Raw genomic sequence first — 18,802 nt, 5'->3', positions numbered from 1 at the left:
CAGCTCGCTTTCGCAGAGGTTTATGTGGAGGCTGACCATTCAGTTTTGGCCAAGCCAGGCGCAAACCCGGAACGCTGTCGAGCGGGCGATCAACAACCTCAAACAGTTCAGAGGTATCACCACCCGCTAGGACAAGCGTGCATACGTCTGTCTGGGGGCCGTCGCAGCCGCCGCGCTCCTGGTCCTGCGGCTCCCGTCGTGATCGATGGGTCGGTACCCAGAGCACCATCCCGACATCCCGCCGGGAGACGGATCGGTGGCAGCCGAAGCAGTCGGCACGGCTACGGGGTGGGGCCTGCCAGCTCCTCTGCAAGAGACGTCTGCACATAGTCCATGGCCCGTTGGTAGGAGGGGTCGGCGAACCGCTTGGCCATCTCTTCGGCGGAGATCTCTTCCAGGCGCTCAAAGACCCACCACAAGTGGCCTTGGGGGTCACGGATGCGTGCGGCTATTTGCCCGAACGCCAGCTCAGTCGGCTGCGTCACCAGCCGGGCCCCGCAGGCGAGGGCCTTCTCGACGGTCTTCTGGGCATCCTCGACGTAGATCCTCAGGTGCGCGGGCAGGTGCGGCCAACCGGGCTGTCGGTCGAACATCAGCACCACCGCCCCCGCCACATCCACTTCAGCGTGGCCCACGGTCCCATCCTCGTTGAACATGCGGGAACCGCGTTCTGTGGCCCCGAACACCTGGCGCAGGAACTCGATCTCCGCACCGGTGTCCTGCGATATCACCCAAGGGTCGATGCGCGAATAGCCATCGGGAACAGGTCTCAGCTCATCCTTGATCGTCATATGCCGACCCTGCCACAGATCACACCGTCTCCGGCGGGAAATCCCCATAATGCGGCGACAGTACGGTCGGTCCTGCCGCTCCAGCAGAAAGAGCGACACATAAGAGTATTGACATGGGCTCCGATCGGGCTCCGATCGGGCTCCGACCGTGTGTGAACGAAGTGCCGGCGCATGCTGTCTCAAGTCGTGGTCGAGACAGGACCTAGTAGGGCGCTGTTAGGCCCTGCTAGACAGCCACCATCGGGCGATCCTCCAAGAGTATGGCCCCGGTTCGGGCTATTGCGGGCAGGCCATGGAGTCACCCCGAATCGCGGCCGGCGTAAGGGGCCACGGTCGCTCGCCCCATGGCAGCTCCCGCCCAAAACCCGCTCCTCCGAGCTCAGTTGTAGCCTGTCTGCCGCTAGCCGCCACGCATGCACATATCGAGGAGTAGTGATGTTCGACCTCATCGTCATCGCGCACGTTCCCAAGGCCGAAGACATCACTCCGGTCGCTGACGCCCTGGCCCGAATGCGCCCGCTGTGCCTTGCCGAGGACGGCTGTGTCAGTTGGGAGGCGTACCACTCGCAGGAGGATCCGGCCCGGTTCGTCCTGGTCGAGCACTGGGCGACTCGGGCGCACTGGGAGACCCACGATGCCGGCGAAGCCATCCAGAAGATCTATTTGCCCGAGATCATGCCGCGCATCGAGCGTGAGGTGCACCCGAGCGCTCCGGTACGGCGCTGAAGCCAGGACCTGTCTTTAGACCGGGTCGTCCCGTAGTTCGGGGTGGCTATCGGCGAGATCGATGAGGTCGCCCACGGCACGTGAAGTGCCCTTGTGGGTGGCACTGGTGGCGGTGTGCACCGCGTCCAGACCGTCGGTGGTCAGCCGGGCGGTGGTCACCAGGGCGGAGACGGTTCCGGGCAGGCGGTCGGCCGCGGCCCGGTCGAGGCGGCCGGAGAGGTCGTCGATCTGGCGGGTGGCACGGGCGATCTGCTGCGCTCCGGCGGAGACGCCGTCGGCGCCGTCGTGCAGGGTGGACGTCGCCGACGCGACCGTGGAAGTGCCCTGCTGCGCCAGGCGGGTGGCCCCCACCAGCCGGTGTGCGCCATCCGCCGCAGTGGACAGCTTGCCCCCGCACGTCCGACAACTCACTGTAGACGCTGCGCACATAGGCGGCGTGCGTGGCGGAGTTGACCTGGTCCTGCAACTTGTTCTGCACCACCTCGGTCATGATGCCGGCGATGTAGTTGTGGGCATCGTTGAGTTCGATATGGATGCCCGCCTGTTGCGGGCGGGTGTCGGCACCAGTGGCGAGTTTGCGGCTGAGGTCGGGTGGGATGGCGATGGTGAAGAAGTAGCGTCCGTGCTCCAGTCCGTCCCGGGCCTCGTCGGGGCCGACGAAGTGCCAGTCGAAGGTGCCGGATGCCTTGAGCTGCTGCTCACCAGTTGGTCCCCGGCGTTCACCCGGCGGCCCTGTTGCGCATGCGCCAGGTGGTCCTGGTTGACGACGGCGACCGGCATGCGGTCGGTCTTGCCGTACGGATCCCAGTTCGCCCAGAGGTACATGGCGCCGTACAGCAACGGCACCAGGCAGAGCAGGACGGGGACGCGGGCGGGGGCGGGGGCGGGGGCGGGGGCGGGCGGAGGCAGCCGGCCGGCACGGTGGGGCCGTTGTCCTGGACCCGGTGCAGGGCCTCCCACACGAATTGGTGCGCGTCGGGCGGCAGGCCGTCGTCGACGTCGTCGACCACGAGGGCACCGGGCTGTTCGGCGAGGGCCAGTGCGGTCGCCAACAGCAGCCCGTCAGCGGGGCCGAGGTCCTCGACCAGGTCCGCCCCTCGTGAGGCGAGGTCCAGGGTCTCGAATGCCTGGCGGATACGGCGCTCCGTCACACCGGGACTGGTCAGGCAGCGTTCGGCCATCACCTCTCGCACCCGTAGCCGCCCTTCGAGATCGACCGCGGGTGCGGCCCGGGCGACGGCGACCAGCCTGCGTACCCGCCGCCCCTCGGCGGGCAGCACGTGCCCACCGACCCGGATGGCTCCGCCGGAGAGCCGCATCCGCCCGGCGAGCGCGAGCAGCAGAGAGGTACGGCCGGATCCGGCCGGGCCATGAGCGGCCAGCAGTCCGCCCGCCGGCACATCCAGGTCCACTCCCTCGAACACCGGGCCTCTCGGCCCTCGCACGCTCGCCCCGCGGGCCACCACTTCGACTCCAGCAGCTGTCATGCAGCAACTTCTAGCCCAGGCCGGTCAACGTCAACCCACCCCCGTAGCAGGAGAGTTGTGACGCTCTTCACGTGGTGTCGGCGGTGCCCGGGACACTCGAGGGGACGACCGGATCCAGCCCCAGCGGTCACTCTGGGCCCAGGTACCGGCGGCGGGCAGGCCGCGCCGGCTCAAGCCCGCATGGTGCCCTGCGGAAGGGGCGATACGGCGCAGACGCCGAAGGTGTGCCGGTGATGGTCGGAGGGTGCAGGGTGCCTGCCATCCGCGGGAACCACCGGCGGTTGGCACGTCCTGCTGTACACCCTCAAGTCTCACTCAGATCGCTGCGCTCTCCCCCTGCGTTCCGTATATTCGAAGTACCCAACTCGAAGTAACCGGATGCTACGAACGGAGACCGATGAAGACCCCCCTGAGCCGTCTGGCCTCACGCGCCGCAGCATTCCTGCTGCACGGACGGCGGCCCCGGTTCGACCACCCAGAAGCCCACCGAGCCGCCCGGCCCGACCGAGACGCAGGTCTGATCGACCACTACCGCCCCTCTCCCCCCGGACCGGCACAAGGGCTCATGTGACCACACGCCTCGCCGGAGGCTCCGTATTCCTGGATGCCTGCGGTCCGGTGCCGTTCTCTGCGACTACGACCAACCGCAGCCGGAGCACCCGGTCGTGTTCGCCCGAGGTTGAAGAACCCGTTGAGGCACCTCACGGCCCGCGCCCTCGCCGGTGACCTTGAGCCGGGCCTCCTTGCGGGGCCGGTCGCGGGATAACCTGCACGGCGACCTGACAGAGCGCCGGAACGGCGAAAGGCTCCCTGGCCCCCTGGTCGCCCTCTGGCCGCCGGGGCCGCCGGGGCCGCCGGGGCCGCCGGGACAGGTTTCCAGCGCACCTCGCAGGCGCGGAGGAACCGTCCACGATCGGTGTCGCCACTCTCGGCGGGCACCGGCGCCCGGGACCGGACCTTGGTTCCCGTGCACCAGCACCCGGGGGGCTGCGGGCGAGTAGGACCTCTTCATGATATTTCGGTAGCGACTGAGCGGTACCGACGATGCAGAGGTGCGGGTGTGAGAGCGGTGCGGAAATCCGGGGTCGGCGGCATTCTGAGGATCCGTCCGACACCGCGGTGGGTCGTTCCCCTGTTCACGACCCTCGGGGTGGCACTCGTCCCCTGGACCCTGTATCTGGCGTTCACGTTGCCCCGGCGAGCCACCTTGGCTTCCTACGACGCACCGTGGGTGGGCTTCGACATCGGCCTGGCCGCCGTCGTTCTGCTGACGGCGGTGCTCGCCCACCGGCGGCACCGGCAGGTGAATCTTGCGGCCGTGGCGGTGACGACCATGCTGGTGGTCGATGCCTGGTTCGACGTGATGACCACACCCCGTGGGGAGGCGGGCGGCCTGCTCGTCGCATTGGCCACCGCCTTCCTCGTCGAACTTCCTCTTGCGGTGCTGTCGTTGTGGATCGCGTTGACCGCCGGCGACCTGGCCGGTGCCGGGCGCCCGCACCCGCCTGGCCCGGAAGACCGCGCCCACCGGGATTCCCCCACGGACTCGCCGGATCGGAAAGGTTGATGCCGACACTTGATGCCGACATTTGACGCCGGCAATTGATGCCATGAGTGAGTGCCTTGCGGCGGGGCCGTCAGGTTGCGTTCTCGAGGCGGAGTCCGGAAGGCCACCTCAATCGCCGAAGCCTGCGTCTTGACGTCGTGTCAGGGGAAAGGTGCGGACGCGGGTGCGGTATGACGGCGTTTCCGGCTCACAGGTGAGCGTGCTGACGAGGTGCCAACGGGCACGTCCGCATCATGGTGCCGCCATGGGCCAGATAGCCAGATACCAGCGCCTTGGCGAGGCTGCACCCCATGAGGGTGACTTCGCCCGTTAAGATGCGCCGTGAATACCCACTCATAGCCCTGTACGGGGTGAAATTACTTCCTGGGTCGCCGACCGTCGCACGCTGTATCCCTGCGGAATTCGCTCACCCAGTGGGCATTCCTGGTGGGCCGGGTGCGGTCACGGCGTGCATGGCTCCCGCGCCGGTTGCCGGGACACCGCAGCCATCCGAGGCGGGTGTCCGCTCGCCGGTGTGCGCACGGGCGTTCAGAGGGAGAGGACACTGCGTGAGCGTGCAACAGGTGGGCCTCGTCGTCCACGAGGGGCGCCCCGCCGCCGTAGCGGCCGCCGACGTCGTCCGGCGGTGGTGCGTGCGCCAGGGCGTCGGCTGCGTCGCCATCGACGTGTGGAGTCCGGACGAGCAACGGCGCGATGCGCGGGAAGAGGTCGACGCTGCCGGGGACCCCGACCTGATCGTCACGCTCGGAGGAGACGGCACCTTCCTCCGCGGAGCGCGCCTGGCCGCTCAGAACGACGCTCTGGTCCTCGGCGTCGACCTGGGCACCCTCGGCTTCCTGACCGAAGTCCCCGCCGACGACGTCGAGTGCGCGCTGGACACCGTCCACCGTGGTCGGGTGGATGTCGAGACCCGGCTGATGCTGACGATGCGGGCGTCCCGGCCACTGGGACTCCCCGAGGGAATGGACGCCCTCCTGCGCTACGGCCGGGGTCCCGCGCTCCCGCCGCCGCTGGTGCGCCCCGACTGTGCCGTCGCCCTCGACTGGGGTGTGGCCCTCAACGTGACCGCCCTCAACGACATCGTCCTGGAGAAACTGGCCCGCGACCGGCAGGTCTCCCTCGGGGTGTACCTCTCGGGCCGACTGCTCGCCTCGTACTCCGCCGACGCCGTCCTGGTCGCCACACCCACCGGATCCACCGCCTACAGCTTCGCCGCCGGCGGGCCCGTCATCTCTCCCGCCGCCGACGCCATCGTCTTCACCCCCGTCGCCCCGCACATGACCTTCAACCGCTCGGTGGTCACCGCCCCCGACGAGGCCGTCGCCCTGCGCGTCCTGGAACACTCCGGCCGCGCGGCGGTGAGCGTCGACGGCCAGTTGCGCGGCGTCCTCGATCCGGGTGACTGGATCGGCGTCTACGCGGCTCCGCAGCGCCTGCGCGTCGCACGACTCGGACCGACCGACTTCTACGGCCGGCTGCGGGAACGCATGCGTCTGACCGATGCCCCCGCGGCAGCCGACACCGACATCACCCCCTTGTGGCCCCACACCAGCCCGCCCCCCGCAGATCTCGCGCACCTCCGCCTTCCGTCCCTCCCCTTGGACGTCGACTGATCTGAGCCCGGGGGCCACCCGCCCTCCACCGGTATCCGCCCCCACAGGTGGACTGTGCACCGAGGGGCGGGTGTGGCGATTGGAGTAAAGCGAGCAGGGCGCTCCGATCTGCCCCTTTTCAGTGGACAGGGGGTATGGGGAACGCGTAAATTCCGCCTGCCGCTTGGACCGTTTCGGGGAGAGACGTCCCACTGCGTGCGCAAACACCGTGTTCTCGAACCCGTGGGGGGTTTCGCATGTCTCACATGCCCGTCGCACCACCGCCGCCGCCATCCGGCTGGTCCGTTCCACCCGGCGGTCCGCAGGCTGTTCTCCGCTCGCCCGTCGGGCTCTCGAAGGCCGTAACGATCCTGCTCGGCCTCGTCATCGGTGCAGATCTGTTCGCGCTGTGGCAGGGCAACCACTCGTACGAGCTGGTCGGCAGACTCATCCGCAACTTCGGCTCCGTGACCTCGCAGGAGATCGACCGGGCGGACGCACTGTACGAGGCGTCCGGGACCGTGCAGCTCGCGACTGTCCTCGCGACCGCCGTGGTCTTTGTCGTCTGGTTCCATCGAACCCGCGTCAACGCCGAGGTCTTTGCCCCCGAGTACCACGCGAGGAAGCGCGGCTGGGCGATATGGGGCTGGCTCGTGCCCGTGGTCAACCTGTGGTTCCCCCGGCAGATCGCCGCCGACATCTGGAACGCCAGCGCCGACGAGAAGTCCCGGTCCAGGGCGCTGCTCAACTGGTGGTGGGTGCTGTGGATCGTGAACTTGATCTTCGGGCGCCTGGCCGCCCAGCGCTACTCGGGGGCCAGGGAGCCGGAAGAGATCAAGGGGGCGATCGCCGGGCTCATGGCGAGCGACGTCTTCAACATCATGGCCGCCGTCCTTGCCATTTTCTTCGTACGCCGCCTCACACGCATGCAGCATGAGAAGGCACTGCGAGGGCCTGCGCTCTGACACCGGCGGGCCTTCGGGTTTCTCCCGGGCCCGACTCCAGCCGGAGTCGGGCCCGCGACCGCACTCGTCAACTGCCTTCCGGGCACGAACGCCGGCCCGGTCAGAGAGGCCGGGCGAGGAGGTCCTGTTGCGGCAGGGGCCGGTGCAGCGCGAGGAGGGCCTGGTCGTCCTGGGGTGCGCCGCCGCTGTGGCGGCTGACGTCGCGGGCGAGGAAATCGAGGACCGTCGAGGGTTCCGGGAAATGGCCGGTCTGGCGCCGGTAGGACTGCATCATGCGGGGGACGCGGTCGGCGGGGTCGTAGAAGGCGCCGGCCGGGTCGCGGGCCTCGGTGACGCCGTCGGTGAAGCACAACAGCATCGCCCCAGGTGGGAAGGGGTGCGTCTCCACGGGTGAGGTCCAGGCCCCCAGGGCGGTGATGCCCAGGGGCGGCGCTTCCTCCTCCGGCTCCAGCAAGTGCGCTCGGCCGTCCGCGTGCAGCAGCAGAGGAGCGGGGTGGCCGCGGTTGACGATGTGGACCTGGGCCAGGTCGGTGGCGAACTGGACGATCAGGGCAGTGGTGAACCCCTCCGTTGCATCCAGGCCCTCCCGGCGCTGACTTTCGCGCAACAGGGCCTCCTCCATGCAGTCCACCAGGGCAGGCAGGTCAGGCTCGTGGTCGGCGGCGTAGCGGAAGACCCCGATGTCGACGCTGACCGTCGTGACGGCGGACAGGCCCTTGCCTCTCACGTCGCCGACCATGGCGCGCACCCCGAACGGCGTCTCCTGCATCACATAGAGATCGCCACCGATCAGCGCCATGTCTTCGGCCGGTACATAGCGGGCGGCGATCCGCAGGTCCCCCAGCCTGCTCGGGGGTCTGGGCAGCACGGCTCGTTGGGCGACCTCCGCGGCGTAGCGTGCCCGGCTCGCGCTCACATGCTGGGTACGCAGCGACCGGTTCAGCCCGACTGCCAGCACGGTGACAGCCGCCAGGGTGATCTGGACAGCCGTGTCGCCCTGCCAGTCGTACCTTCCGTCGGCGAACGCCAGACCTCCCTGCACCATCATCGCCGTCAGGCCGATGCCGACGATGCCCGCCGGGCTGAGCAGCGAAACCGCTGTCACCGGCGCCACGGCCAGCAGGGCAGCGGACGACACCGAAGGAGGCGTCAGCAGATTCACCAACGCCGCGAGAGCGATCACCGCGGCGGGAACCCAACGGCGTACCTGTGACCACACCGGCAACACCCTCATCAGGTCATTCTGCCCTCCCGGCGGCCCCGTGACAGCGGAGCTGGCCGCAGAGACACTCCACTCCGGCCGAACGGCCCAATGGCCCGGGCCGGGACCCACCGATACGGCGACCGGACGATCACCGGTCAATCCGCGCGATGTCGCAGTACGGAACGACGGCCGAGGTGGCCGTCACGGCGATGCGCCAGACGATCTTCTGCCCCGGGGTGCCGGACATCCTGGGGTGCCGGACATCCTGAGGGGCCGGACATTCTGGGGTGCCGGACATTGAGGGAGCCTCCGGTTGTTCGTCCCGCGCCTCCGGGTGCCGGCGAAAACAGATGGCTATCCGGGGCCGGCTCCCCCTACGTTCGGCAGCATGGCTGACAAGTGCTTTGGGCATCCACGGCTCGCCGCGCTCTACGACCCGCTCGACCCTGATCGCAGCGATCTCGATGTATACGCCCGGATGGCGGAGGAGTTCAGGGCACATCGAGTGCTGGACATCGGCTGCGGGACAGGGGTGTTCGCCCTCCTCCTGGCCGATCGAGGGATCGATGTGGTGGGCATCGATCCCGCCCAGGCGTCCATCGATGTCGCTCGGGCCAAACCGGGCAGCGAGCGAGTGCGCTGGATCTGCGGTGATGCCACCGCCCTCCCACCGCTGCAGGTCGACCTTGCGACGATGACGGCGAACGTTGCCCAGGAAATCGCCGATCCGGCGGCGTGGCAGAAGACGCTGCGGCGGGCCTACGAAGCGCTGCGGCCCGGCGGGCATCTGGTGTTCGAGACCCGGGATCCGGCCAGGCGCGCTTGGGAGGAATGGCGCCGCGAACGCTCTTACAGCGTGGCGGAGATTCCCGGCATCGGCGTCGTCGAGAGCTGGGTCCAACTGATCGAGGTGAGCCGGCCGCTGGTGACTTTCCGGTGGACCTATGTGTTCGCTGCGGACGGGCAGGTGCTGACCTCGGATGCGACGTTGCGCTTCCGGGAACGGCAGGAGGTCGAGAGGGACCTGGTCGCGCTCGGCTATGCGGTGGAGGACGTTCGCGATGCCCCTGACCGGCCGGGCCGAGAGTTCGTCTTCGTCGCGCGGCGCCCATGACCTGCAGGAGGAGCTCACAGAAAGGTCTTGGTTGCCATGTCCCTGCCCGGAGGACTCGTTGGACAGGCCGCACGGAAGGGACACGGCCCACCTGCCTGGTGACGGACGAATTGTGGGTGCGGGCCGAACCGCCGGTTCCGGTGCGGGCCGAGCCGCCGCTTTTGGTGCGGTCCAGGACGTGGACTGGAACGAGGCCGGCGTGTGGGACCGGCTCCACCAGCTGTCGCTGACCGGGCTGCACCAGGCGGGGACGGTGGACCGGCCCCGGGGCGGCGCTCGAGGGATCGCACCAGCAGGCACGCAACCGGCAGGCACGTAGGCGTAGCCAAAATCGGGCCCAGCCCGGTCGACCGCGCCAGACCCCGAGGAACCCGCCGCTCCTTCTTGCTTGTCAGCTGAACCGCAATCGTCTTGTCAGCCGAGCCGCATCCGCATCCGCATCCGCATCCGCACATAGTCGGCTCCCCCGGGGCCGGGCCGTCACCCGCCGTCTGCCCGCCAGCCGTGCTGGACGGAGAACCTCCGGGCCCGAGCGTTGGCCTCCCACGCCTCCAAAATCCCGCCGCCGAACCCGCCCGCCACCACCCATCCGGTGAACGCACCGTGCAACGCACCGCCTGCCCCGCGTCCCCAAGCGTCCGGATGGACGTGGATCTGGAACAACTGCCGATAGACCGATGCGTCGACGTCCACGTCCTTCGGTGGCCCCATCGCGAGGGCCCCTACCACTCTGCCTTCAGGGGCCTCCGCGCACAGTGCGGTCATGCCGGGCGACGCAATTACCCTTGCCCACCCGTTCTGCCGCTTTTCCCGTGCAACCGGGTCGGCCAGTTCCACTGCGGCCACCCCACCGGCGGCGTAGTAGACGCTGCGGGCTCTGGTGTGGATGTCCGACATCGCTTCCACATCCTCGGTCGAGGCCTCTCGCACTCGAATGCTGTCGTTCATGAGCCGTACGACGCCGAATGCAGGGGGCTCCGGTTCCAGTCCTTGGCCGCAGTGTGGTCCGGGGAACGCCCTTGAACGGGTTCTCCGGTCGGTTGATGCCCGTCATGGGGCAGGGCCTTCGGGACAGCTGTGAAGCCGTCGTCGTCCGAACCGGTCGCGGAGGTCACGAGTCTTCTCCCGCCCGGCAGCAGGAGCGGTGGGTGCGCCCGGGCTGCGGTCAGGAGGTGGCTTTGATGTTTCGTCATGGTCAGGCGGGATGCGAGGCGGAGGACGCCGGGCAGGCCGCCGGCCCCGCCCGCCCGGGCTCGGCCGAGCGCTGTGACGCGATCACGGCGAGGGCGTCCTCGGGGCTCGCGTGGACCGGGGTGGTCACACTGATCCCGGTCAGATCGAGCAGGCGCAGCACCACATCGGACACCGCCGCCAGGTGCAGGCTCCCGTCAAGGCCCTTGGCCTCGTTGGACGCACGGATGAGGATGTTCAGCCCCGAGGAATCCATGAACGGCACGGCTCGCAGGTCCAACACGAGATACCGCCTGCCGTGCACGATCTGGTTGGCCAGCTGGTGGTGAAGGGATGTGCCGGTCGCGCCGTCAAGATCCCCCGACACGGTCACCACCGCCACCTCCGGCTCGGTGACCTTCACCTCGACGTTCAACTCGTACGACTCGGACACGACCTCCACCTTTCCGTTGATCGGCTATCGATGATCGGTTTTCGTTGATCGGTGGAGCTCGCGTACCCCGTCATCCCTGGTTCAGACAGAGCCGGAACAACAGTCCGCAGATGCCGCCCACCACCTGCCACGGGGCACGGCAGAAAGCCGCAGCCGCGGTCAGCGACGGCGGGTCGGCCGACGGGTTCCCCACCTGCGCCGACGTGGGCGGAGACGTCTTGAGCGTCGGCGGGGGTGCCTGAGGCGTAGGCCAAGGCGGGGCAGGCCGACCGGGAGCCCCGGTCAGGCCCCCTCGGCCGGCGGCAGACGCCCGGTCGGAGCCCAGCCGGAACCGGCCCGCCCCTCGGAACCGCACCGCCGCGATGTCTACGGATGCAGGACGACCTTCGTGTAGCCCTCGATGCGCTTGTCGAACTTGTCGTACGCGGAGGAAGCCTGATCAAGCGGCAGTTCATGCGAGACGACGAAGCTCGGCGTCGCCCGGCCCTCGATGATCATGTCGCGCAGCTGCCGGTTGTAGCGCTTCACATTGCACTGCCCGGTGCCCATCCGCAGACCCTTCTCGAAGAGCTTGCCGATCGACACCAAGAGCATGCCCCGCTTGGCCTGCTCGTCAGGACCTCCCGGATCGGCCGGAACGTACAAGCCCGGCACACCGAGGGCGCCGGTGGCCCGCACCGTGCCGACGAGCGAGTTCAGGACCGTGGCCGGTTCCTCGCGGCCCATTCCGTGCGCCATCGCCTGATAGCCGACCGCGTCCACACCCTTATCCGTTCCGGCACCGTCCGTCTGGTCCTTGATCTGCTGCACCGGGTCGCCCTCGGCGAAGTTGATCGGGACCGCGCCGATCTCCCGGGCTTTCTCCAGCCGCTCGGGTACCCGGTCGACGACGAAGACCTTGCTGGCTCCGCGCAGGAGAGCCGAATAAGCAGCCATGAGCCCCACCGGCCCGCCGCCGTACACCGCGACGCTCTCGCCCGGGCGCACCTGGGCGAGTTCACAGCCGTGGTATCCGGTGGGGAAGATGTCAGCGAGCAGCATGAAGTCGGTCTCGTGCTCGTTGCCCGGCGGCAGTTTCAGGCAGTTGAAGTCGGCGTAGGGAACACGAAGATATTCCGCCTGGCCGCCTGCCCAGGGCCCCATGGAGACATAGCCGTAAGCGCCGCCCGCAAATCCTGGATTGACGGTCTGACAGAAAGCGGTGTATCCCTCGACGCAATTGGTGCAGAACCCGCAGGCGACATTGAAGGGCATGACCACCCGGTCGCCCTCCTTGAGCGAGGTGACTCCCTCACCGAGTTCTTCGATGATCCCCATGTTCTCGTGACCGAAGACGATGCCCGGCTCGGCCGCGGTGCGGCCTTCGTACATGTGCAGGTCAGAGCCGCAGATCGCGGTTGACGTGACCTTTACGATCACTTCGTTGGGGTGCTGGATGCGGGGCTTCTCGACATCCTCGACCTCCACGGAGTACGGCCCTTTGTAGACGACGGCTTTCATTTGCTGCCACCTCCCGCTCGGCGGTTAGCATGCAGAATTCCCCCCTTTTTGACGTGACCTATCCCTCATGATTCTCCGGTCTACTGGATGCGGCAAGCCGGTAACGTGAGAGGGGATATCCACTCTGGGTATCGCAATGCCGCACCGAGAAACGAAAGAGGGAGGTCGACACGTGGCAGCACAGCGACTCGGGACCTTGCTGGTGCCGGTGCTCGGCCTGTCCGGCGCCTCGTACCCGCCCGGGACGACGGTGACCGTCCGCGGTCGCGGTGCGACTGTCGATGCCTTTGTGAACGGCGACTGGCTGCCGCTGTCGTGGTGGGAGTTCTCCGACGGCCTCCGTGAGGACATCGCCGACCGTTGACCCGCCCGCGTGCGGCTTCGCTGCCTGCACCCCTGAACTGCATGGATCCAGGCGTGTCGTCCTAGCGCTCCGGTCCTGACCGGAGCCGCCGCCACCCCGTCACTTATTTCAGGCAAAACGGGGCAAACTGCAGGCATGGGCTCTCAATATTCCGATCCGGATCCACGCCACAGCCCCGGCCTCGCGCCAGGAGTCGGGGTACCCCCAGGGGAAACCCCACCGGGCGAGGGAAGCACGGGGGCAGAGACCGGCCCCCGCGACAAGCAGACCCGGGGCTGGGCCACAGGCCCCGTCATCATCCTCGCCGTCGTCGTCGTGCTCTGCGCAGCGTTCTTCATCGCATACGCCGTGATCGTGGCAGTGTGACCGCCGGCGGTGCCCCCGCACCGACGGCTCGAGCGCTGACAACTTGAGCACTGGCAGTCATCCGTCGACGCCCCCGGTCACCCTGGGTGCGCCAGCACCATGCCCACCCGCCAGGAACAGCTGGGCATGACGCAGCCGCCAAAGGGCGATCTTGAGGTCAGCTCAATGGCGATGCCATACGAGCGTGTAGCGCCAGAACAGTCGACGGCGCAGCCGTGCGCCGGGCAGGGCGTCATGGGCCTCACTGACGATGTCGGAAAAGCTCATGTCCGCCGGTCGGGTCAGGGCGGTCATCGAGACCGGGCGGGGTGCCCTGCGGCCTTTGTTCTTGAGCCAGCCCGTGGCGGCATTCAGTGGGCTGGCGGCGACGCCGAGCACATAGTCCCCGGCCGTCTGCGCCCGGGAAAGGCCGACGACCACCAGGGTTCCTCCGGGGGCCAGGTGCCGGCGGAACACGGTGAGAGCTTCGGTGAAGGGCAGATGGTGGATGGTGGCGACACAGGTGATGACGTCGTAGGAACCGGCAGGGATCCCGGTCAGCGCGTCTGCGACCGTGAAGGTGACTGGGGTTGCCGGAGAAGTCGGCCGCTGCGCCCGGGAGATGATCACTGGGTCGGAGTCGATTGCCTGGACCTCGTGGGCGCGTGTGGCCAGGAGCCGGGCCAGGTCGCCGCTGCCGGAGCCGACGTCCAGGGCACTGCCGAAGCGTTCGGGAAGTTGCCGCAGGATCCACCGGTGGTAGTGGGCGTTGTGGTCCCAGGGGTGGGCGGCATTGAACCGGTCGAGGGCTCGGAGGAGTTGGTGCGGCAACGGCGTCATGTCGTCAGTCCACCAAGTCCCTGGTCCTTGCGTCACCTCGATCGACCAGGCCGTCCACGTACGTACAACTCGTCGCAAGGCCCGAGAAGAACAATCCTCTCCTCTAGGACGGGTCGTAGACGTAGGGCAGGGCGTTGCTGTTTCCGGCCGGGGTGTGCGCCACGACATTCACCGTGCCGGGCGCTCCGCCCGGGGAGGTCGCGACGACCTGGGTGTCGGAGATCGCCGAGAACTAGGCCGGGACACCGCCGAAGGACACCGCGCCTGAGACTGCTGAGGGCCGGGACGGAAGCTGCGGCATAGGTGTAAGCAAGGGCGTTGCTCGTACCACCCGCCGTGCTGACCGTGACATTGACGGTGCCGGTGCCTGCCGGGGCGCTGACGGTGATCCGGGTGGCGGTATTGGTGAGGATGGTGGCGGGCCGGCACCGAAGAGCACCAAGGTCGCACCGGAGAGATTGCTGCCGTTGAGCGTCACCACATTGCCCCCGCCGTCGGACCGGAAGTCGGACTGAGTGTGGTGAGTACGGGGGCCGGAGCGTAGGTGAAGAATACGTTCTGGGTGCTGATCCCTGTCGGCGCCGTGACCGTGACCTGGACCGTGCCGGTCCCTGCGGGCGTCTTGGCCGTGATCTGCATATCGCGCCGCCTGCTCCTGGCGGTCGACGTCTCACCCGGGCTGCGGCCGGACGCCGCGACTTGTGGTTCAAGGACCCCGTCAAGCTCAAGGGCTCAGAGGCTCAAGGACTCAGAGGCTCAAGTGCTCAGGGGCTGAACGACAAGGGGAGGGGGTGTTTTGAACGCCGCCGTGAGGTCTGTGCGGCTCGACCATCTCAGGTGTGGACGTTAGCCGCATAGAGTGGATCACGTGCGAAATCCGCTCTATACGATCAAGGAAGTGTGACGTGCCGCGTACAACGCTCCAGCCTCAGGAACTCTTCTCCAGCAGGCCGTGGGGCTTCTCCCAGGTCGCCGTCTCCCCACCGGGAAAGATCGTCAATATCGCGGGACAGGTGGCATGGGACAGCAACCACGAGGTGACGGCGGTGGGGCGGGAGGCACAGCTTCGCCAGGCGCTGAAGCATGTGTTCATCGCTCTCGAAGCCGTCGGCGGCACTCCGGACGACATCCAGATCCTTCGGCTCTACCTTCCGCACTTCGAGTCCGGTCCCGAGGCGGATCTGATCGGCCGGGTCCTCGTCGATACCTTCGGAACGGAGAACCCGCCCCCGTCCTCATGGATCGGGGTGCAGGCTCTGGCGCAGCCGGAATACCTCGTCGAGGTCGAGGCCATGGCGGTCGTACCGGAGGAGAACGGCGCGGGGTGACCGGTGCCGTCCGGCCGTGAAGTAGGCGGACGGGCGGGGGCGAAGGCATCGGGGCCGGCCGGTGAAGCCTGCCGTTGATGGCGTCCTCGCCGCCGCCCGGGCCGGGCCCGCCCGGCCCCGCCCGGCCCGGCCCATGCGGCGCCCCTCCGCTGCCGCCACCGGCGATGGCAGCGGCAGCGGCAGCGGCCAAGCCCGAGCATCGGAGCTAAGTGGCAAATGACCTCGAAAGGCACCACAAAGCAGCTCCATTGGTGAAATTGTTGTTTCTTCTGTGTTGAACATCTGTCAAAAGGTGTCAACTACTGGCACGCTCCCCTCGATTCACTCCTTCTGCTCCACCGGGCATCCCCCTCGGCTGCCCGGCCGCTTCTTGGGCCGCGACCCCGCGGTCCTCACAAGGGAGACCGAGTTGAGACGGATCTCGTCCACCCCCCGCACGAACACCCTGCGCGCCGCCGCCCTGGTCGCCTCCGCCGCCATGGTCGCCATCGGCGTCCAGGCCGGCTCGGCCAGCGCTCAGCCGGACCGCGCGAACGGCGCGTCGGCGGTCCAACTCTCCACCGCGCAGCGGGCATCGGCGCTCAAGGATGCCCAGAGCAGCGCCTCCGCCGTCGCCGCGAAGATCGGCCTCGGCGCGCGGGAGAAGCTCGTCGTGCGTGACGTCATCAAGGACGCGGACGGCACGGTGCACACCCGGTACGAGCGGACCTACGGAGGGCTGCCGGTCCTCGGCGGCGACCTGGTGGTACACGAGGCGAAGGACGGCACCCACAGCGTCACCAAGGCAACCAATGCTGCGATATCGGTGGCCAGTACGTCCGCGGCGCTCGCCCCCTCCGCCGCGCAGAAGAGCGCATTCGGCGCTGCCGCCGCGCAGCAGGACACCAAGACCAGCAGCTCATCCGCGCCGCGCAAGGTGATCTGGGCCGCTACCGGCAAGCCCGTTCTCGCATACGAAACGGTCGTCAAGGGCGTCCAGAAGGACGGCACGCCCAGCGAACTGCACGTCGTCACCGACGCGACCACCGGAAAGAAGCTGTTCCAGAACGAGGCCATCGAGACCGGCTCCGGCACCAGCACCTACAGCGGCAAGGTCACGCTCACCACCACCAAGAGCGGATCGACGTACCAGCTCACCGACGGTGCCCGCGGCAGCCACAAGACGTACGACCTCAAGCAGAACACCTCGGGCACCGGCACGCTCTTCACCGACGCGAACGACGTATGGGGCGGCGGCCGTCAGACCGCCGGCGTCGACGCGCACTACGGGGCAGCCGTCACCTGGGACTTCTACAAGAAAACCTTCGGCCGCAACGGTATCCGTGGCGACGGCAAGGGGGCCTACTCCCGCGTCCACTACGGCAGCAACTACGTCAACGCGTTCTGGGACGACGACTGCTTCTGCATGACCTACGGCGACGGCGACGGGAACGCGCACCCGCTCACCTCCCTCGACGTGGCGGCCCATGAGATGAGCCACGGCGTCACCGCCGCCACCGCGGGACTCGACTACAGCGGTGAGTCGGGCGGTCTCAACGAGGCCACATCCGACATCTTCGGCACGTCGGCCGAGTTCTACGCCAAGAACGCCTCGGACCCGGGCGACTACCTCATCGGCGAGAAGATCGACATCAACGGCGACGGCACTCCGCTGCGCTACATGGACAAGCCCAGCAAGGACGGCGCCTCGGCCGACTACTGGTCCAGTGGCGTCGGCAACAAGGACGTGCACTACTCGTCCGGTGTCGCCAACCACTTCTTCTACCTGCTGTCCGAGGGCAGCGGCGCCAAGACCATCAACGGCGTCAAGTACAACAGCCCCACCTCCGACGGCTCCAAGGTCACCGGAATCGGCCGGGCCAAGGCCGAGAAGATCTGGTACAAGGCCCTCACCACCTACATGACCTCCACCACCAACTACAAGGCCGCACGCGCCGCAACACTGAAGGCGGCAGGTGCTCTGTACGGCACGACAAGCGCCGAGTACAAGGCGGTTGGCGCCGCATGGACGGGCGTCAATGTGAAGTAGACACCCCTCGGGTAGTGCGTCCCGGCACCGGTTCCGGCACCGGTTCCGGTGCCGGGACGCACGCCGGGTGCCCGGGCGGATCTCCCTCCGTCCGTCCCGTTGCCTACTATGGGGGCGTGATGCCCCGCCCCCGGTACCAGCCGACACCGCCCGCCCGGCGGTGTCGCGCGCTCTTCGTACTGGCGCTGCTGGCGGGCCTGCTGGGCATGCATGCCCTCGGCCCTGTCATCACCTCGGCCCCTCCCCCGCACGAACACCGGATGGCCGTGGCAGCCAGTGCCCACGCGCACTGTGGCTGCAAGGGAGGCTGCGACGGGGAGGGAGACTGCGGCAGCGGCGGGCACGTCCATCACGCCGACACGACCTGTGCGTCCGGGGCTCTCGACGGGCCACCCATGCCCCCTGCCCTGGTTCCGTCTCCCGTCCGCCCGGCAGAGCCCGAGGACGCGGCGGGCACCGGCGAATCGAAGGGCCAGAACGGCGGGCGCGCACCCCCCTCTCTGGCCGAACTCCAACTCCTGCGGATCTAGGACGCCCTGACGGCGCTCATGCCCCACTCCGGGGCGGCGTCGCCGTCCGGCATGTTCCGACACCGCACTTCTTCAGGAGTTCAGGAGTTCACCCATGAAGCACACCCGTCCCCGCATGCGCCGCATCACACTCGTTGCGGCAACTGCCACTTCCGCACTGGCACTGGCCGCATGCGGCAGCAACGACAGCGGCAGCCACTCCGGTAACGATTCCCCCGCGAAGCCCGCCTCCTCGCCGAGCGCCCAGGCCCCGTCCGGTACGCACAACGCCGCGGATGTGGCCTTCGCGAAGGGCATGATCCCGCATCACCGGCAGGCCGTGGAGATGGCCGACCTTGCCGTCACCCGGGCCGCATCGCCCCAGGTCAAGGAACTTGCCGACAAGATCAAGAAGGCTCAAGGCCCGGAGATCAAGACCATGTCCCGGTGGCTGACCGCCTGGCACGAGCAGGTGCCCGAGGAGATGCCCGGCATGGACCACTCCGCCCACTCGGAGATGCCGGGCATGATGGGCATGAAGGAGATGGACGCGCTCAAGAAGAAGTCCGGCAAGGACTTCGACACCTCCTTCCTGGAGATGATGGTCGGGCACCACCAGGGCGCCGTGAAGATGGCCGGCGCCGAGAAGGACAAGGGCTCCTTCGGCCGGGCGAAGACGCTGGCCGCGGACATCATCAAGGCCCAGAACGCGGAGATCACGCAGATGAACAAGCTGCTCGGCAAGAGCTGACACCCGGCAGCGGACTGCGCCTGCCCTGCCCTGCCCCTTGTCCGCCGACAGCCGACACGCTGTCGG

The 18,802-nt window shown here is 68.2% G+C and carries 20 protein-coding genes; 11 read left to right on the top strand and 9 right to left on the bottom strand.

Annotation, left to right across the window (positions count from 1 at the left end):
- Positions 1–281: 281 nt before the first annotated feature.
- Positions 282–791, bottom strand: a complete 510-nt coding sequence (locus ACF088_RS40505; protein ID WP_392381002.1) for a VOC family protein — start codon at positions 789–791, stop codon at positions 282–284.
- Positions 792–1,226: 435 nt separating this feature from the next.
- On the opposite strand from ACF088_RS40505, the gene ACF088_RS40500 reads away from it, so the two are divergent.
- Positions 1,227–1,517, top strand: a complete 291-nt coding sequence (locus ACF088_RS40500; RefSeq protein WP_392381001.1) for a putative quinol monooxygenase — start codon at positions 1,227–1,229, stop codon at positions 1,515–1,517.
- Between the two features lie 15 nt (positions 1,518–1,532).
- Here ACF088_RS40500 and ACF088_RS40495 read toward each other — a convergent pair whose 3' ends face one another.
- On the bottom strand, positions 1,533–1,868 hold the full coding sequence (locus ACF088_RS40495; RefSeq protein ID WP_392381000.1) for a hypothetical protein: 336 nt from the start codon (positions 1,866–1,868) through the stop codon (positions 1,533–1,535).
- A gap of 368 nt (positions 1,869–2,236) precedes the next feature.
- Positions 2,237–3,004: an ATP-binding cassette domain-containing protein gene (locus tag ACF088_RS40490; RefSeq protein WP_392380999.1), complete on the bottom strand. Its 768-nt coding sequence runs from the start codon at positions 3,002–3,004 to the stop codon at positions 2,237–2,239.
- A gap of 1,150 nt (positions 3,005–4,154) precedes the next feature.
- On the opposite strand from ACF088_RS40490, the gene ACF088_RS40485 reads away from it, so the two are divergent.
- From ACF088_RS40485 to ACF088_RS40475, 3 genes are all read left to right on the top strand, one after another.
- Complete coding sequence (locus tag ACF088_RS40485; RefSeq protein WP_392380998.1) at positions 4,155–4,571, top strand: hypothetical protein; 417 nt, start codon at positions 4,155–4,157, stop codon at positions 4,569–4,571.
- Between the two features lie 548 nt (positions 4,572–5,119).
- A complete protein-coding gene (locus tag ACF088_RS40480; RefSeq protein WP_392380997.1) occupies positions 5,120–6,184 on the top strand; it encodes an NAD(+)/NADH kinase in 1,065 nt (354 codons plus the stop codon).
- 245 nt (positions 6,185–6,429) lie between these two features.
- The gene (locus ACF088_RS40475; RefSeq protein WP_392380996.1) at positions 6,430–7,128 is read left to right on the top strand and encodes a DUF4328 domain-containing protein; all 699 of its coding nucleotides are present in this window, start codon (positions 6,430–6,432) and stop codon (positions 7,126–7,128) included.
- A gap of 100 nt (positions 7,129–7,228) precedes the next feature.
- Here the strand turns inward: ACF088_RS40475 and ACF088_RS40470 are convergent, their stop codons facing one another.
- Entirely contained in the window at positions 7,229–8,362 is a 1,134-nt protein-coding gene (locus ACF088_RS40470) for a PP2C family protein-serine/threonine phosphatase (RefSeq protein ID WP_392380995.1), read from the bottom strand.
- Between the two features lie 118 nt (positions 8,363–8,480).
- Entirely contained in the window at positions 8,481–8,630 is a 150-nt protein-coding gene (locus ACF088_RS40465; protein WP_392380994.1) for a hypothetical protein, read from the bottom strand.
- A gap of 90 nt (positions 8,631–8,720) precedes the next feature.
- On the opposite strand from ACF088_RS40465, the gene ACF088_RS40460 reads away from it, so the two are divergent.
- Positions 8,721–9,446, top strand: coding sequence for a class I SAM-dependent methyltransferase (locus ACF088_RS40460; RefSeq protein WP_392380993.1), 726 nt, complete (start codon positions 8,721–8,723; stop codon positions 9,444–9,446).
- A gap of 480 nt (positions 9,447–9,926) precedes the next feature.
- Here the strand turns inward: ACF088_RS40460 and ACF088_RS40455 are convergent, their stop codons facing one another.
- From ACF088_RS40455 to ACF088_RS40445, 3 genes are all read right to left on the bottom strand, one after another.
- The gene (locus ACF088_RS40455; RefSeq protein ID WP_392380992.1) at positions 9,927–10,394 is read right to left on the bottom strand and encodes a GNAT family N-acetyltransferase; all 468 of its coding nucleotides are present in this window, start codon (positions 10,392–10,394) and stop codon (positions 9,927–9,929) included.
- 247 nt (positions 10,395–10,641) lie between these two features.
- A complete protein-coding gene (locus tag ACF088_RS40450) occupies positions 10,642–11,070 on the bottom strand; it encodes an STAS domain-containing protein (protein ID WP_392380991.1) in 429 nt (142 codons plus the stop codon).
- A 366-nt stretch (positions 11,071–11,436) separates the two neighbouring features.
- Positions 11,437–12,570: a glutathione-independent formaldehyde dehydrogenase gene (locus tag ACF088_RS40445; RefSeq protein ID WP_392380990.1), complete on the bottom strand. Its 1,134-nt coding sequence runs from the start codon at positions 12,568–12,570 to the stop codon at positions 11,437–11,439.
- A gap of 172 nt (positions 12,571–12,742) precedes the next feature.
- Between ACF088_RS40445 and ACF088_RS40440 the strand changes: the two genes are divergently transcribed.
- Both ACF088_RS40440 and ACF088_RS40435 read left to right on the top strand, forming a co-directional pair.
- On the top strand, positions 12,743–12,934 hold the full coding sequence (locus ACF088_RS40440; RefSeq protein WP_030985652.1) for a hypothetical protein: 192 nt from the start codon (positions 12,743–12,745) through the stop codon (positions 12,932–12,934).
- Between the two features lie 135 nt (positions 12,935–13,069).
- A complete protein-coding gene (locus tag ACF088_RS40435; RefSeq protein ID WP_392380989.1) occupies positions 13,070–13,300 on the top strand; it encodes a DUF6480 family protein in 231 nt (76 codons plus the stop codon).
- A 162-nt stretch (positions 13,301–13,462) separates the two neighbouring features.
- Here ACF088_RS40435 and ACF088_RS40430 read toward each other — a convergent pair whose 3' ends face one another.
- Positions 13,463–14,119 carry a class I SAM-dependent methyltransferase gene (locus ACF088_RS40430; RefSeq protein WP_392380988.1) on the bottom strand — a complete coding sequence of 219 codons (657 nt, stop codon included), beginning with the start codon at positions 14,117–14,119 and terminating at the stop codon, positions 13,463–13,465.
- A 905-nt stretch (positions 14,120–15,024) separates the two neighbouring features.
- Between ACF088_RS40430 and ACF088_RS40425 the strand changes: the two genes are divergently transcribed.
- The 4 genes from ACF088_RS40425 (at position 15,025) to ACF088_RS40410 (ending at position 18,736) form a co-directional block, all read left to right on the top strand.
- Complete coding sequence (locus ACF088_RS40425) at positions 15,025–15,447, top strand: RidA family protein (protein ID WP_392380987.1); 423 nt, start codon at positions 15,025–15,027, stop codon at positions 15,445–15,447.
- A gap of 478 nt (positions 15,448–15,925) precedes the next feature.
- Positions 15,926–17,476, top strand: coding sequence for a M4 family metallopeptidase (locus ACF088_RS40420; protein ID WP_392381012.1), 1,551 nt, complete (start codon positions 15,926–15,928; stop codon positions 17,474–17,476).
- Positions 17,477–17,595: 119 nt separating this feature from the next.
- A complete protein-coding gene (locus ACF088_RS40415; protein ID WP_392381011.1) occupies positions 17,596–18,006 on the top strand; it encodes a DUF6153 family protein in 411 nt (136 codons plus the stop codon).
- 94 nt (positions 18,007–18,100) lie between these two features.
- Positions 18,101–18,736, top strand: coding sequence for a DUF305 domain-containing protein (locus ACF088_RS40410; RefSeq protein ID WP_392380986.1), 636 nt, complete (start codon positions 18,101–18,103; stop codon positions 18,734–18,736).
- The last annotated feature ends 66 nt before the right edge of the window (positions 18,737–18,802 follow it).

It is taken from the genome of Streptomyces sp. NPDC015125 (assembly GCF_043080045.1).
GTDB lineage: Bacteria > Actinomycetota > Actinomycetes > Streptomycetales > Streptomycetaceae > Streptomyces.
This window is presented reverse-complemented; position numbering and strand designations above follow the sequence as displayed.